This is a genomic window from Moraxella bovoculi (assembly GCF_000988745.2).
Classification (GTDB): Bacteria; Pseudomonadota; Gammaproteobacteria; order Pseudomonadales; family Moraxellaceae; genus Moraxella; species Moraxella bovoculi.
The window spans coordinates 1,937,258-1,951,380 of the sequence record NZ_CP011381.2 but is presented as its reverse complement, the minus strand read 5'-3'; the positions used below and the strand labels follow the sequence as shown (position 1 = coordinate 1,951,380).

Genomic DNA, 14,123 nt, shown 5'->3' with positions numbered 1-14,123 from the left:
TTTGTCATTTTTGGCGTAGGGATATTCCTTGACCTGATGGGGAAATTTTAGTAAAGTAAAGTCGTCAGCCACTATCAACAAGGAGTTGCCATGCCGACCACGACCGTCACACGCACTTATCGCATTCGCCGCGAGGATACTCAGGCGCTCATGATTGATGTGCAGGATAAGTTCGTGCCGCATATTTTTGACATGGATAAAATCACCAAAAAAGCACGTATCTTGATAGAAGGCTTAGGACATCTTGGCGTGCCTTTGACCATCAATGAGCAATACCCCAAGGGGCTTGGGCATACGATTGGTGAGCTAAAAGCGGTGTCTGGCGATGCGCCCGTGTTTGAAAAATCAGCGTTTAGTTCGGTAGATGACGAACACACTTGGCGGCATCTTGCCATGCAGAACCGCCATCACGTGTTATTATTTGGCATTGAGACGCACGTCTGTGTGCAGCAGACCGCACTGGATCTACTCGATAATGGCATGCAGCCTGTCATCATCACTGATGCGACCAGCTCTCGCGACCCATACGACCGTAAAATCGCCATCCGTAGAATGCGACGTGCAGGCGCGGTGGTGACGACCGCAGAGGCGATATTGTTTGAGCTGCTGCGCTCTAGCCAAGACCCGAATTTTAAGGCGATTAGTAACTTGGTAAAATAATCAGTTCTAAGCTCGTATCAGTAGGATAATCAAAAAACGCAAACCCGATTGGATTTGCGTTTTTTGATTATTGCTTGGTGGTGGATTGCAGCTTTTGGTGTTCAGCCAGAGCTTGCTTGATTTGGGGGATTTTGGCGATGGTGGCATCATAGCCTGCTTGGATGATCTCTTCTTTGGCGCTGCCATCGAATACGGCATATTTGGATAAGTCAGGTGCGATAATCACATCTGATGCCTTGACGTCAGCGAGCTTGGCATGACGTTGGTTTTGCATAAAGATGGTGTTGGCCGCTTGCATGATGTCATCTTTGGATTTGGGTAGGCTGGTTGGGAGGCCTTTGGGTAGTGAAATCTGTGTGTTATTAGGAATCATGCCAAGCAGTTTCTCCACATCGATGCTGACGGGCAGATCTTTGGTGCTTTGTTTGATGAGGTCGCTATTAATGGGGAATTCGATAACCTCATCGCCCCATACCGCTTTGATTCCTCTGTCAGTGCGGCTGATGCCTGCGGTGGCTTGGCTGTTTGCGGGCTTATCAGCTGGCTGTGTGTTGGAAGCTGACATCACATCTACAGCGATGACGAATTGTGCACCCATGGATTTGGCAGCCGCTGATGGCAACAGCGCACTTTGACCACCGTCGATGTATTTTTTACCACCTATCTTGGGGACACGAGGGGCGATGAATAGCTTTGGAATGCTTGAAGATGCCTGAACAGCAAGCCCTGTATCGCCTTGGCGAAAGCTTACCGTGGTGTTAGCATGTGCATCAGTGGCGATGGCGGCGAATCGTGTGGGCAGTGATTCGATGGGCTTATTATTAACCTGAGTGTTAATGAAGTCGCGAAGCGCCTTGCCTTCAATCACCCCTTGCTTGCTGAGCGCGATGTCTAGTAGATCTGCCTCATCTAGTACCATGGCGATGCGCTCTAGCTCCTTGGCAGACTTACCCGAGGCAGACAGGGCACCCACCATCGCGCCTGCACTGGTGCCGACGATGAGGTCGGGGCGGATGCCGTGCTCTTCGAGTGCCTTGATGGCGCCGATGTGTGCGTAGCCGCGTGTACCACCACCGCCTAATACCAACGCGACATCGGGCGCTGTGTCATGAACGGTCGGCGTGTGCTGTGCCTGCTGCGTGTGCTGAGCGGCACAGCCTGCGATGAGCGCAGTGCTAAGACTTGCGCCGATAAGAAGGGTCTTTTTCATGTCGATACTTTTCAATTAATAAAAATGGTTGTAAAATCAAACGTATTGTAAATTAAATTCATCCAATACATTATAAAGATTTGTAACCTAAGGTCTGTCATGTCACAAGCTGCTACTTCCATGATTAATTTGCCGATGACCGCGCTGTCTGGCGTGGGCGAGAGTCTGGGGGGTAGGCTGGCAGACCTAGGCATCCATCGTATTTTTGACATGCTCATGCACCTACCTAGAGATTATGAGGATAGAAGTCGGCTTGTGCCGATTCGTGATGTGCAGCATGGCATGAATGCGCTCGTCGCTGGCGTGGTGACGCATGTCGAGAATAGCCGCAGTGGCATGAGTGTGGTGTTAGAGGATGAGACAGGCGTGCTGGCGCTTAGGTTTTTTAAGGTGTACGCAGGCCTTAAAAACACGATGGTCGTTGGCGCGAACATCACTGCCTTTGGTGAGATTAAGATCAGTCGCTATGGGGTGCAGATGGCGCATCCTGAATACCATGTCACAGGCACTAAGGCGTTTGAGAGTGGGTTATTACCCATCTACCCTGCGGTAAAAGGACTGCACCAAAATAAGCTGCGCCAATTGGTGCGCCTTGCCATCAATGTTGTCTTGCGTGAGCCGTTGCACTGCTTATCGATCCAAGACTTGTCGGTGGCAGGCGTAACAGGGGTGCAGGCAGATCTGCTAAGCGCCTTAAAGCAAATCCACCTACCTGATAAAGATGCAGACATCTTCGAGCAGACAGCGCTACTTGAGGGTCTAAAAGAGCGGACGCACCCAGCCTGTCGCCGCATCATCATCGAAGAGCTCGTGGCGCATCAATTGGCATTCCTATATCGACGTAATAACATCTACCAGCACAAGGCACCGCGCTGTCAGACGGACAGCGAACTGGCAAATCAGCTCATGGCAAGCTTACCCTTTGGATTGACAGGCGCTCAAAAACGCGTCATCGCCGATTCGGTGGCAGACATGAGCACAAGTAGACCCATGCTAAGACTCATTCAGGGTGATGTCGGCGCAGGTAAGACTCTGGTGGCGGCGCTGACGGCTTGTTATGCGCTGGACAGTGGCTGGCAGGTGGCGGTTATGGCGCCGACAGAGATTTTGGCGGAGCAGCATTTTATTAATTTTCAAAAGTGGTTCGAGCCGCTGGGTGTCGGTGTTGGCTTCTTGGCGGGCAAACAAAGTGCCAAAGAGCGCGCTGCCATGCTAGAGCGTATCGTGGATAATGAGGTGCAGATTGTCGTTGGGACGCATGCACTGTTCCAAGATGGGGTGGTGTTCGCCAAATTGGGGCTGGCCATCATTGATGAGCAGCATCGATTCGGTGTGGAGCAGCGCCTTAGGTTGGCCAATAAAGGCGTGGCGAACTCTACGCCGCACCAGCTTGCCATGACGGCAACACCCATTCCAAGAACGCTTGCCATGAGTATGTATGGCGACATGGATGTGTCTGTCATCGATGAACTGCCGCCAAACCGCACGCCCATCACCACCGTTACCATCAGCCGAGATCGCCGTGATGAGGTGATTGAGCGGATACGCGTCAATTGCAAAGACGGCAAGCAGGCTTATTGGGTGTGCCCACTTGTAGAAGAATCATCGGTGCTAGATGCGCAGTCAGCAGAGCTATTGTATGAGGATCTGTGCGATCGACTGGACATACGCATCGGCTTGGTACATGGCAAGATGAAGCCGAATGATAAGCAGGCGGTGATGAATGAGTTTAAGCTTGGCAATATCGATCTGCTCGTGGCGACGACGGTCATCGAGGTGGGTGTGGATGTGCCTAACGCGTCCTTGATGGTCATTGAGAATGCCGAACGGCTAGGCTTGTCGCAGCTGCATCAGCTGCGTGGGCGGGTGGGTCGTGGTTCTGCCAAGTCTTTTTGTGTGTTGCTATATCAGACGCCATTATCTCCTACGGGCATCGAGCGTCTAAATGTCTTAAGAGACAGTACAGATGGCTTTGTCATCGCTCAAAAAGACCTCGAATTGCGCGGGGCAGGCGAGCTATTAGGTAAGCGTCAGACGGGAGATATGGGTTATTACTTAGCAGACATCGTGCGTGATGAGGTGCTATTAACCGCTGCCCAAAGCATCGCTCATAAGCTCATCGAGTCACCTGACAGGCAGGCTTTGGCGCATCAGATTGTCAATACGTGGCTGCCGGACACCAAAGAATATGTGAACGCGTAGTCAAATTCATAAAGGAATGCATGTGACTTTGGTGCGTGCGTGATGCTACAATCGATTTATTTATAAAAAGTGTAATGAAATAGAGTTACTTATGGATGATAAGAATGGCAATGAATCACTAGATAAGCGCTTAGATGGCGCTTTTGATAAATACACCAAATTCCCATGGTGGCTACCTATCAGCGCACTTGCTTTGGTTGCGCTTGGGCTGGTGCTGGGCTTGGGTATTGGGCGTGTGTCTGATGGTGACAAAGCATCGAATGACAATGTGGTCGGCGCTTCGGTTAAGTCATTGGACAGCCAAGAAGTCAACACCGCACCAGTCATGTCGGTTGAGGCGATCACGCCAAGCAGTGCCACCATCTTTGATGCCATCGATGCCAGTGGTATCATCGCAGCGCGTCACACCGCTCAGGTCAGTGGACGTGTGACGGGCGCTGCGATTGAGCAGGTGCTGGTCGAGGTGGGCGATCAGGTGCGTGCAGGGCAGGTGCTTGCCATATTAGACGCATCGTCATTCGAAGACTCACACATCCAAGCTCAGGCAGATCTCGATCAAGCGATCGCCAGCGCCCAGAAGGCACATGCCGACCTTGCGCGTACCGAGCCTTTGCTGCAGATAGGTGCGATCAGCCGTCAGCAGGTGGATGCCTACCGCACAGCCGCTAAGCAGGCAGATGCCACGGTGGTTGCCGCCAAAGCGAAGATGAATAATACCGCCACCAACCTTAATAATGCTAAAATCACCGCGCCAGTCTCAGGCATCATCAGCGAACGCCAAGCTCAGGTGGGCGTGCTGACCAGCGGCAATCCTTTATTTACCATCATTAAAGATGGTGCGCTTGAATGGCAAGCGACACTTGCACCGAACAATGCCGCCAAGATCAGCATCGGTCAAGAAGCAACCATCATGGCAGGAAATACACCCATTGTCGGCAAAGTCATCCGCCTGTCACCGACCGCCAATCAGGGGCGTGAGATGACGGTGCATGTCGCCATTCCCCAAGGTGCGCCGCTAAGTGCTGGCATGTATCAGACGGGTAAATTCGTCCTAAGCCAGTCCAGCGCACCCGCCGTGCCAACTTCTGCCATCATGACGACCGATGGTTATGATTATGTGTGGTCGCTGACGCCAACTGATCAAGCCGAAGGGCTGTATAAAGTAGTGCGCACCAAGGTGGATATCCTAGGCTATGACGGGGATAAAGCCGCGACCAACTTACCGCCAGATGCGCTCATCGTCGCAAAAAGCGCAGGATTTCTAGCGGAAAGTGACATCGTGCGTGTGGCGACAGTCAATGCCAATGTGCCACAGTCGTCCACTCATCAGGCAGCGGGGCAGTGATGAACTTTTCGGCTTATTCTATCAAAAACCCCTTAATGGCGATCTTGATATTCACGCTCATGACGCTGGGTGGGATTTTGGGTTTTCGCGCGATGAAAATCCAGCAGTTCCCTGACATTGACGTGCCTGCTGTCATCGTTACCATCTCTTATACAGGGGCGTCTCCTGCCCAGTTAGAGACAGACGTCGCCCAAAAAATCGAAAACCAAATCACCGGCATCGAAGGCGTCAAGCACATCCGCTCTACTCTGCAGACGGGCGTTGCGACCATTCATACCGAATTTACCCTAGAAAAAGACCTATCAGAAGCGGTGAATGACGTGCGATCAGCACTTGATGAGATCGCAAGCGACTTACCTGCCGCTGCCGAAGAACCTGTCATCACCAAGGTCTCAACCGCAGGATTCCCCGTGGTGAGTTACTCTGTAGCATCTGATAACATGAGTGAAGCCGAGCTGTCATGGTTCGTTGATGATACGCTGAATAAACGCCTTGCCAACATTAACGGCGTGGGAACGCTCAGCCGTGTGGGCGGTATTGAACGTCAAATCATCATCACGCCCGATGTTGATAAATTAAACGGCTGGCAGCTGCCCATTACAAATCTGTCTCAGCAGATCAGCGCTTCCCAAAAAGACAGCTCAGGCGGCGAGGCCAAGGTTGGTGGCGGCGTTCAAACCATCCGTGTATTAGGCTCTGCCAAGAGCGTAAGAGAGCTTGCAAGCCTAGAGGTGGTCACACCTGCAGGCGGGGTGGCACTAGGACAACTTGCTGACATTAAGGACGCTCACGCCGATCCAAAAAGCCGAGCCATCTTAGATGGCCAAACGGTCGTAGCGCTATCCATCACGCGTTCACGCGGTGCTAGCGAAGTGCAGATGGTTGAAGATGTAGATCAAGAGCTTGCCAAACTCGCCCAAGAGATGCCACACATCAAAATCCAAAAAATCTATGACAACGCCGAGCCAGTCGCCGAAGATTATTATGCCAGCATGAAGATGCTGATTGAGGGCTGTATTCTTGCGGTGGTCGTTGTGCTCTTGTTCTTACGAGACTGGCGGACGACATTGGTGGCGGCAGCGGCTTTGCCTTTATCCATCATTCCTACTTTTTTGATGATGTGGATATTTGGCTTTAGTTTGAATGTCATCTCATTGCTTGCTTTGTCGCTTGTTATTGGTGTGCTTGTCGATGATGCCATCGTTGAAGTTGAGAACATCATGCGCCATCTGCACATGGGTAAGACGCCTTATGAGGCAGCCATGGAGGCGGCGGATGAGATTGGTCTTGCGGTCGTGGCGACGACCTTCACACTGATTGCGGTGTTTTTGCCAACGGCGTTCATGAGTGGCGTTGTTGGGCAGTTTTTCTCTCAGTTTGGTTGGACGGCGGCGATCAGTGTGTTCATCTCATTATTGGTGGCGCGACTTGTCACGCCGATGATGGCGGCTTATATCCTAAAACCAAAACGACGCCAAGAAGAAACATTTGGCGCAATGATGAAGCGTTATCTGTCTGTTGTTAGATGGACGCTGAACCATCGTGCGATTACGTTGGTTGCGACCATTGTAGTGTTCATTGGCTCATTGAGTCTTGCCAAGATGCTGCCCGGTTCGTTCTTGCCGCCAAATGACAGCAACCAAACCCAAGTCACGCTTGAGCTTACGCCTGATGCGACTTTGGATGATACCACGCGCATCAGTCAGATGACAGCGCGTGCGGTCAGTCAGGTGGATGGCGTAAGTTCTGTGTTTATCTCGGCAGGCAGTGAAAATACCGCAACCTTGAACGTTCTGCTTAACCCACGCAGCGAACGCCCAAGCAAAACCGACATCGAAAATGCCATCGCTGAAGCGGTAAAAGACGTGCCATCAGCCCGCTTCGTGGTGGGGTTGTCAGCGACAGGCGATTCGGGGTATGGGTTCTCGTTGATGTCGGACAATCCTGAACTGCTTAACCAAACGGTCAATGAGACCATCAAGCAGATTCAGTCTCTGCCCATGGTGTCGTCAGTCACCAGCAATAGACCGCTTGCCAAGCCTGAGCTTAGCGCCATTCCAAACACCGTCATGATGGCGGATAAAGGCGTGACGACCAGTGATCTGGCGAATACTTTACGCGTGGCGACGATGGGCGATTATGAGCAAGCATTGTCCAAGTTAAATCTAGACACGCGCCAGATCCCCGTCGTGGTGCGCCTGTCTGATGAATCTCGTGCCGACATGAATGTACTGAGCAGTCTGTATGTACCAAGCAGCACCAGTGAAGCCGGCGCTGTGAAGCTATCAGAAGTGGCGACTCTAAGACGTGCCACGGGGGAAGCTGAAATTCGCCGTCTGGATCGTATGCGCAGCATTAAGATTACGGTGCAATCTGAAGAAGAGCTGGGTGAAGTCATCGATGCGGTTAAAAATCTGCCAATCCTACAAAACCTACCAGAGGGAGTGAGTGCCATCGACGAGGGGGAGGCAGACAGCATGGCGGAGCTGTTCACGGGTTTTGCCATTGCCATGAGTGTGGGTATTTTCTGTATCTTTGGGGTGTTGGTGCTGTTATTCCATAAGGTGCTGCAGCCTTTTACCATCTTGATGGCATTGCCGTTGTCGATTGGCGGCGCGTTCATTGGTCTTGTGGTGACGGGTGCGAGTTTGTCCATCTCATCCTTGATTGGGTTTATCATGCTTATGGGCATCGCAACCAAGAACTCAATCTTGCTCGTGGACTACGCCATCATTGCCGAGAAGGCAGGGCTGCAGCGACTTGATGCGATATTAGACGCCTGTAAAAAACGTGCCAGACCCATCATCATGACCACCATCGCCATGGGCGCAGGGATGTTGCCGCTCGTGTTCGGCTGGGGCGGGGCGGATGCGACGTTCCGCCGTCCGATGGCGGTTGCAGTATTGGGCGGTCTCATCACGTCGACTTTTTTGAGCCTTGTGGTGATTCCTGTGGTCTATACTTTGATGGATGATTTGAGTAGATTCTTTAAGCGTAAAAAATCTGCCCAATCAGCGTCATAAGTTGGAGCGATGATGGATTTATTGTTTGTGCAACCTAAGACAGAACACAGGAAGACTGTGGTTGATTTTGTGCGCGCATTTGATGAACACGGTCAGCCGTTATTCATGGTACTGATGAGTGCCAGCGTTTGATGTGTTAAATGATGCCGACGCTTATGATGATTGGCTAAGCTATGTCTATGCACCGAAGGGCAGCAATCGATTTGGCTATGATAAGATGCCAAGTTCAATATATCTTTCCTTATATGGCGATGGCGTGGTGGGCATGTTGAATCTGCGCCACGAGCTTAATGAGTTCTTAGGAATGTATGGCGGTCATATTGGTTATACCACGCATCCTGATTTTGAGCGGCGAGGTGTTGCGACTTCGATGCTGGTATTTGGCGTGCAGACCTTGAATGAACTTGGGGTAAGCGATGTGCTAGTAACGTGTAGCGATGATAATGTCGCGAGCGCAAAAGTCACCGAAAAGTGCGGCGGCGTGCTAGAGCGCATAATCACACCTGATCAGCCATTTGAATATGGTCGCGCCATGAGAAGATATTGGATAAGAAAATAAGTAAGGATTGATGATGATTTATACCACGAATGAGATGGCGAACCGTGTGCTAAATTTTTGGTTCGATGCGGATAATAAGCCGTTTTGGTTCGCCAAATCTGATGAATTTGACCATAAAATCGCTGAGCAGTTCGAAGATTTGATCGATCAGGCGAGAGCAGGCGAGCTCTGGGGCTGGCGTACTGATCATTATGGCAGATTAGCGGAGATCATTATCCTAGATCAGTTTAGTCGTAATGTCTATCGCGACACACCAAAGGCATTCGCCGCCGATGATGTGGTGCTTATTTTGGCTCAAGAGGCGGTGGCTTTGGTGGGTTTTAGCGAGTTGCCGGTGGATTTTCGGATATTTGCCGCCATGCCGTTCATGCACTCAGAGAGTTTAAGCATACATGAGCGCGCGGTGGATATTTTTGAGCGGATTGGTGATGCTGTGACGCTTGACTTTGAGCATCGACATAAGGACATCATCGAGCGCTTTGGTCGTTATCCGCATCGTAATGAGATATTAGGGAGGAAAAGCACGGCTGAAGAATTAGAATTCTTAAAAGAACCTAATTCGTCGTTTTAGCACTTTACCATCGCCAAATAACGCTCATGCAGCCGCTCAAGCTGTACATACAGTTCATCTAGTGTGCCACCATTATCCACCACGTCATCGGCTGCTGCCAGCCGTTGTTGGCGTGTGGCTTGCTTGGCGATGATGGTCTTAACGTAGGCGACGGGGTCTTGATGGTGTGACAGCTTGATTTGGTCGCGTTTGGTCGCACGATCTATTTGGATAGACTCAGGAACATCCACGACCAGAATCCTGTCACACAGCTCGGCTAAGTTTGGGGATTTTGCCATGCCTTCGACCAAAAGCGGCACCGATAAGATACAATAGGCAGACGTGCTCTTTGCCAGGGCGTCTTTGATTTGTGCTTGAATGTGTGGATGCGTGATGGCGTTTAGGGTGGTGATGGCAGCAGGATGCTTTAGGATGTGTTCACGCATGGCGGCGCGATTATAGTTGCCACCGCCATCTATGACCCAGTCGCCAAAAACGTCCTTCAGCTCATCTAATACAGGACTGCCTTTAGCGGTGATGGCATGAGCGATGACATCAGCATCGACCACGTCTCCGCCCTGCATGGCGAACCAGTCGCTTACTGCGCTCTTACCGCTGCCAATTCCGCCCGTCAATCCGATGATTAATCCACTCATATATCCTCCAATGTTTAATATGATAAGTCAATCAAGCCAGCCTGTGTATTAATTCAGTGCCAATACACCATACCACGACCATGTCGTCTCACCATATAATAGTGAAAACAAACCGCCCATCGCCAAGTAAGGCCCAAAGGCAAAGACTTCTTCATCTTGTCGGTATTTATTAATGATGCCTGCGATTACACCAAGCAGTGCAGCGATGAAGACAATCATCGGCAAGTAGAACATCCCAAGCCATGCACCAAGCACGCCAAGCAGCTTAGCATCACCAAGTCCCATACCATCCTTGCCCATGATGACCTTGAACAACGCATTAATTCCCCAAAACACCACAAAGCCCATCACTAGCCCCCAAATGGCAAGACTTGGCGTGGTAAAGACATGTTGAGTGTTGGCGATCAGACCGACCATGCCAAGCGGCACAAGTAGGCGATCGGGCAGTAGCTTGGTGTGATAATCAATCCCTGATAAAGCAACCAAATACCACAAAAAGATCAGCGCCAGCCCCGCCCGAATGCTCACACCAAAATGATGAACGATGAGTATTGATAACACCGCCGTTAAGAGCTCTGTGACGGGATAGCTTAGGGATATCTTTGCTTGGCAGGATGCGCAGCGGCCACTCAGAAGTAGGTAGCTAATTACGGGAATGTTGTGCTGCCAAGCGATGACGGCTGTGCAATGTGGGCAGCGTGATCGTAGGGTGGATGGATTGGGTGAAGGGTTGGGCTGATAGTGCGCTTGAACGTCGTTCTTGGTGGCGTCCTTGAGTGCTTCATCTGCTGCGATAAATTCGCTGATCTCATGTCGCCATTCGCTCAGCATGGTCTTAGGCATGCGATGAATCACGACATTGATAAAGCTACCAACGATGAGCCCTAATATCCCTGTCATTATCAAAAATAGCGCATGGTTTTGGGTGAAAATGTTTAACACATCAATCATGATACACTCGCCCCGATTTGAAAAATTGGCAAATACATCGCAATCACAACTCCGCCCACGATGATGCCAAGTATCACGATGATGATGGGCTCGATCAGGCTGGTTAATCCGTCGATCTGTTCGCTGACTTCATTGTCATAATAATCGGCGACTTTATTTAGCATCTCGGTGAGTTTGCCGGATTCTTCACCCACGTCGACCATCTGCACGGTCATCGGTAGGAATAGTGTACTTTGTCTCATGGCTTGGCTGAGTCTTTGACCGCTATTTACTTTGGTGCTGATGTCGTTTAGCTCCTTGATGAATGCGTGATGGTTGGTGGCTTTGGCGGATAAATCCAGCGCGGCTAATAGTGGAATGCCCGCCTCAAAAGTCGTGGCAAGCGTCCTTGAGAATCGCACCAAGACCGCTTTTTTTATTAATGAAGCAATCAAAGGTAATTTCAGGGCGATGTCATCAAGCCAAAGTTTGACCTTGCCTGTTTTTTTGTTGTACCAAATAAGACCAAGGCTAATGGCAAGCACGCTTATTACAATCCACCAAAAATTAGCCACCAGTCCATCGGATAACGCCATGATAAATCGAGTCGGCAGTGGCAAGCTCTCACCCATCTCGCCAAATGTCTTGGCAAAGATAGGCACAACTTTTACCAATAAAATCACCGTTACAGCGATGGCGACAATGCTAACAAGCGCAGGATATTGCAAGGCTTTTTTGAGTTTGTTTTTTAGGATCTCAAGGCTTTCTTGGTGGCTTGCGATGCGATCTAGCATGGTGTCTAGCGCGCCCGACTGTTCGCCTGCCTGCACCAAGGCGATGGATAATCGGCTAAATGCTTTATGCTTACCAAGCGCATTGGCGAAATTGGAGCCTGATTCGATGTCTGTTTTTATTTGGTTGATTATGGTGCTAAATGCAGGGTTTTTGCTGTTTTGGTTGGTGATGTCAAGTGCTTGGATGAGCGGGATACCTGCCGATAGCATGGTGGCAAGCTGACGGAAAAATAGGGTAATTTCTAGCGATTTTATTTTGTTGGTGAAATTTGGTAAAAACGGCTTTTTCTGGCGAAGTCTTGGGCGTGTAATACCTTCTTTTTGCAGCTTTAATCGAGCAAGCTGCAGGGTAGCGGCATTGATTTCACCCGTTACTTTTTTGCCTTGTGCGGAGATGCCTTTATAGCTAAAGGTTTTATCTTTGGGCTTATTTATTTGGCGCAGCTTGGCTGTTTTGATGGATTTAGGCACCTGTGAGACGCTCCATCTCTTGTAGGCTTGTGATGCCGCTGATGACCTGATGCATGGCAGATTGTCTAAGGGTCATCATGCCGTGTTCTTTGGCAAATTCGCTAAGTGCCTGAGTCGGCGCGTCGCTCATGATGAGCGTGGCGAGCTTAGGGGTGATGGGCAGCATCTCATAGATGCCTATGCGTCCTTTGTAGCCGTCTTTACATTGATGGCAACCGACGGGCTTATATAGCTTGGCTGTGCCGATTTGATCTGGACTAAAGCCAAGCTCAATCAGGCTTTGGGCGGGGATGTCTAAGGGCTGCTTACAGTCACCGCATAGACGGCGGACGAGCCTTTGGGCGATGATGAGACTTAGGGAGCTTGTGATATTAAAGGTTGCCACGCCCATGTTCTTTAGGCGAATGATGGTGTCGATGGCAGAATTGGTGTGTAATGTGGACAGCACCAAGTGGCCTGTCTGAGCGGCCTTAATGGCAATCTCTGCGGTCTGTACGTCGCGAATCTCGCCCACCATGATGACGTCGGGATCTTGACGCAAGAAAGCTCTTAGCACATCAGCAAAGTCAAGCCCAATCTTTGGGTTGATATTGACCTGATTGATGCCATCTAGGTGGATTTCCACAGGGTCTTCGACGGTTTGGATGTTAATCTCGGGTCGATTTAGGATGCCAAGCGCGGTGTATAGCGAGATTGTCTTACCAGAGCCTGTCGGGCCTGTGATGACGATCATGCCTTGAGGACGGTTTAGTGCATCAAGGAACAGCTGTTTTTGGGCATCATTCATGCCGAGCGTATCAATGCCGATTAGGGCTTGGGCAGAATCTAGTAGCCTTAAGACGATCTTCTCGCCAAAGAGTGTGGGCGTGGTACTGACACGAAAATCAACCGATTTGCCTTCATGCAGGGGAAATTTGATGCGCCCATCTTGCGGCTTTCGTCGTTCGGCAATGTCGAGACGTGCCATGACTTTTAGGCGAGTACTGATTTTATTGCCTGAAGCCTTGGGAGGGTTTGCGATGCTCTGCATGATGCCATCAATGCGAAATCTTACCCGATAATGCTTATCGAACGGCTCAAAATGAATGTCTGATGCACCCATGATGATGGCATCACTTAATGTCTTGTGGACGAATTTAACGGTCGGCGCATCAAGCATCGCCTCACCGTCATTATCAGGCAGTTCATGATCGTCCTCGCCAAGCTCTAGCACCGCGCCTAGATGCAGGCTTTGCATGATGCGTACGAGTTTGTTCTCATCGACCAGAACGGGCGTGATGTGCGCATTGGTTGCAAAGCCAAGCTCGCTCATTACTTGCGCGCGTGTCGGGTCACTGGTGGCGATAAAAATTTGCCCATCGCGCTGACCAAGGGGTAACACCTCGTGGCGTGCAATGAGTGCATCATCAAGCAGATGCAAGGGCAGCTCTTTGATGTTAAATTTATCCAAATCCACCAAGTCCATGCCCAGACTCTCAGATAAAGTCTTGGCGATCACATCGGAGGACAGTACACCATGTCGCACTAGATGGCGAGCAAGGCTAATCTGCGCGGCACTAGCGTCATCAATGGCAGCCCCAAGCACGTCATGATTGATGAGTGCTTTATCTAGTATAATTCGAGCAAGTCCTGTGGTGGCGTGGTTCATGGATTAACAATGTTATAAGTATTGTTGTAATATACTATATTTGCCATGATTTAACAGCACATTGGCTGAAATTTT

Annotated in this window: 11 protein-coding genes; 6 read left to right on the top strand and 5 right to left on the bottom strand. The window is 50.4% G+C overall.

From position 1 onward, the window contains the following. Positions 1-90: 90 nt before the first annotated feature. A complete protein-coding gene (locus tag AAX10_RS09030) occupies positions 91-660 on the top strand; it encodes a hydrolase (protein WP_046700418.1) in 570 nt (189 codons plus the stop codon). Positions 661-727: 67 nt separating this feature from the next. Here AAX10_RS09030 and AAX10_RS09025 read toward each other — a convergent pair whose 3' ends face one another. After that, entirely contained in the window at positions 728-1,870 is a 1,143-nt protein-coding gene (locus tag AAX10_RS09025; RefSeq protein WP_080947150.1) for a patatin-like phospholipase family protein, read from the bottom strand. A 99-nt stretch (positions 1,871-1,969) separates the two neighbouring features. On the opposite strand from AAX10_RS09025, the gene recG reads away from it, so the two are divergent. The 5 genes from recG to AAX10_RS09000 all read left to right on the top strand — a co-directional run bounded on the left by recG (position 1,970) and on the right by AAX10_RS09000 (position 9,570). Then, positions 1,970-4,072 (top strand): ATP-dependent DNA helicase RecG, encoded by a 2,103-nt coding sequence (gene recG / locus AAX10_RS09020; RefSeq protein WP_046700417.1) that lies wholly within the window; start codon positions 1,970-1,972, stop codon positions 4,070-4,072. 91 nt (positions 4,073-4,163) lie between these two features. Further along, a complete protein-coding gene (locus AAX10_RS09015) occupies positions 4,164-5,417 on the top strand; it encodes an efflux RND transporter periplasmic adaptor subunit (protein ID WP_046700416.1) in 1,254 nt (417 codons plus the stop codon). After that, entirely contained in the window at positions 5,417-8,440 is a 3,024-nt protein-coding gene (locus tag AAX10_RS09010) for an efflux RND transporter permease subunit (protein WP_046700415.1), read from the top strand. The genes AAX10_RS09015 and AAX10_RS09010 overlap by 1 nt, the downstream gene beginning before the upstream one ends. 118 nt (positions 8,441-8,558) lie before the next feature. Beyond that, positions 8,559-8,999 carry a GNAT family N-acetyltransferase gene (locus AAX10_RS09005; protein WP_080947149.1) on the top strand — a complete coding sequence of 147 codons (441 nt, stop codon included), beginning with the start codon at positions 8,559-8,561 and terminating at the stop codon, positions 8,997-8,999. Between the two features lie 34 nt (positions 9,000-9,033). Continuing rightward, positions 9,034-9,570 (top strand): DUF924 family protein, encoded by a 537-nt coding sequence (locus tag AAX10_RS09000; RefSeq protein WP_046700705.1) that lies wholly within the window; start codon positions 9,034-9,036, stop codon positions 9,568-9,570. Here AAX10_RS09000 and coaE read toward each other — a convergent pair. From coaE to pilB, 4 genes are read right to left on the bottom strand one after another with little or no spacing between them, the layout of a single operon-like run. Further along, on the bottom strand, positions 9,567-10,205 hold the full coding sequence (gene coaE / locus AAX10_RS08995) for a dephospho-CoA kinase (RefSeq protein ID WP_046700414.1): 639 nt from the start codon (positions 10,203-10,205) through the stop codon (positions 9,567-9,569). The two genes, AAX10_RS09000 and coaE, sit on opposite strands and share 4 nt — an antisense overlap. Before the next feature lie 48 nt (positions 10,206-10,253). Further along, positions 10,254-11,156: a prepilin peptidase gene (locus AAX10_RS08990; RefSeq protein ID WP_046700413.1), complete on the bottom strand. Its 903-nt coding sequence runs from the start codon at positions 11,154-11,156 to the stop codon at positions 10,254-10,256. Continuing rightward, positions 11,153-12,400, bottom strand: coding sequence for a type II secretion system F family protein (locus AAX10_RS08985; protein WP_080947148.1), 1,248 nt, complete (start codon positions 12,398-12,400; stop codon positions 11,153-11,155). The genes AAX10_RS08990 and AAX10_RS08985 overlap by 4 nt, the downstream gene beginning before the upstream one ends. Next, entirely contained in the window at positions 12,393-14,048 is a 1,656-nt protein-coding gene (gene pilB, locus AAX10_RS08980) for a type IV-A pilus assembly ATPase PilB (protein ID WP_046700412.1), read from the bottom strand. The genes AAX10_RS08985 and pilB overlap by 8 nt, the downstream gene beginning before the upstream one ends. Positions 14,049-14,123 lie beyond the last annotated feature (75 nt).

What these genes read in the sequence shown, in the direction of transcription:
- AAX10_RS08990 (WP_046700413.1), bottom strand. Translation starts at nt 11,156, where the DNA reads ATGATTGATGTGTTAAACATTTTCACCCAAAACCATGCGCTATTTTTG.
- AAX10_RS09030 (WP_046700418.1), top strand. Translation starts at nt 91, where the DNA reads ATGCCGACCACGACCGTCACACGCACTTATCGCATTCGCCGCGAGGAT.
- AAX10_RS09015 (WP_046700416.1), top strand. Translation starts at nt 4,164, where the DNA reads ATGGATGATAAGAATGGCAATGAATCACTAGATAAGCGCTTAGATGGC.
- coaE (WP_046700414.1), bottom strand. Translation starts at nt 10,205, where the DNA reads ATGAGTGGATTAATCATCGGATTGACGGGCGGAATTGGCAGCGGTAAG.
- recG (WP_046700417.1), top strand. Translation starts at nt 1,970, where the DNA reads ATGTCACAAGCTGCTACTTCCATGATTAATTTGCCGATGACCGCGCTG.
- AAX10_RS09000 (WP_046700705.1), top strand. Translation starts at nt 9,034, where the DNA reads ATGGCGAACCGTGTGCTAAATTTTTGGTTCGATGCGGATAATAAGCCG.
- pilB (WP_046700412.1), bottom strand. Translation starts at nt 14,048, where the DNA reads ATGAACCACGCCACCACAGGACTTGCTCGAATTATACTAGATAAAGCA.
- AAX10_RS09010 (WP_046700415.1), top strand. Translation starts at nt 5,417, where the DNA reads ATGAACTTTTCGGCTTATTCTATCAAAAACCCCTTAATGGCGATCTTG.
- AAX10_RS09025 (WP_080947150.1), bottom strand. Translation starts at nt 1,870, where the DNA reads ATGAAAAAGACCCTTCTTATCGGCGCAAGTCTTAGCACTGCGCTCATC.